This window comes from Blautia sp. HCP3S3_D9, assembly GCF_052063845.1.
Lineage (GTDB): Bacteria > Bacillota > Clostridia > Lachnospirales > Lachnospiraceae > Blautia_A.
In genome coordinates this window covers 1-1,205 of record NZ_JBQHWS010000277.1, presented here as the reverse complement: position 1 = coordinate 1,205, position 1,205 = coordinate 1, and the positions used below count along the sequence as shown (strand labels likewise).

Sequence of the window (1,205 nt, the reverse complement as noted above, 5' to 3'; positions counted from 1 at the left end):
GCACTCCTGCATGCTCGTAAAAAGCTGTTCGGGTCCTCTACAGAAGCGTCCAGCCAGTTAGAAGGACAGCTGTCTCTGTTTGAAACCGCGCAGGAATTAGCAGAAGAACTGGAAACACAGAGGCAGAAGATCTCTGTAAAACCCCATACCCGTACACCAAGGAAACCTGGAGTACGTGCAGAGATGCTGGAAGGACTTCCACAGGAAATTGAAGAATACATCCTTCCGGCTGACGAGACCTGCAGCATTTGTGGAAGTGAACTGAAAGTGGTAGGAAGGGAAGTTGTCCGCACAGAAGTGGAGTTTCAGCCGGCCAAAGTGACCGTAAAGCAGATCATCCGTCAGGTGGTAAAATGTGTAAGCTGTGGGACAGAAGGAAGTGAGCATCCGAACTGCCATATGCAGAAAGCAGCCGTACCGGCTCCGCTGCTTCCCCATTCCATTTCCACGCCATCTCTTGTGGCACAGATCATGTACCAGAAATTTGCCTTGGGACTTCCGCTTGCCCGTCAGGAAAATGACTGGCACCGGCTAGGCCTGGTACTCCCAAGGGGAAACATGGCACGCTGGATCATCCGCTGCAGCCAGGAATGGCTGGAGCCGGTCTATTGGGCGATCCATGCAAGGCTGATGGAGTGTGCAATCCTGCATATGGATGAAACGCGTATCCAGTGTAACAAGGAAGACGGAAAAAAAGCCAGCAGCCAGTCTTTCATGTGGGTGATCCGGAGTGCGGCAGACGAAGAGGTCAGAGCGGCATTCTTCTATTATTCCCGTACGCGTAACGGAGACGTTGCAAAGGATCTTCTGAAAAGATTCTCGGGATATCTTGTAACAGATGCCTACAGTGGCTACGAGAAGGTTGAAAACATCACCCGTTCCCTTTGCTGGTCGCACGTGCGCCGAAAGTTCCTGGACAGTATCCCGTTAGATGGGAAAGGGAAAGCAATCCCAGGTTCAAAGGGTGCCGAAGCGGTCGGTTATATAGATCTTCTATTCCGAGTAGAGGCACAGATCAAAGACCTGCCAATAGAAGAACGAAAAAAGAAGCGTCAGGATGCATCACGCCCCATCCTTGATGCCTTTTGGGCGTGGCTGGAAAAGACCTCTGGCCTGTATACGACAAATGAAAACCTGACCAAGGCACTTCATTACGCCACAAACCAGAAAAAATATCTTGAAACTTTTATGGAAGATGGCAGGCT

The 1,205-nt window shown here is 50.6% G+C and carries 1 protein-coding gene; it reads left to right on the top strand.

What is annotated here, in order from left to right:
* Positions 1-1,205: IS66 family transposase (tnpC, locus tag ACTNES_RS20860; protein WP_441040576.1), on the top strand; the 1,205-nt coding region annotated here is incomplete at both ends.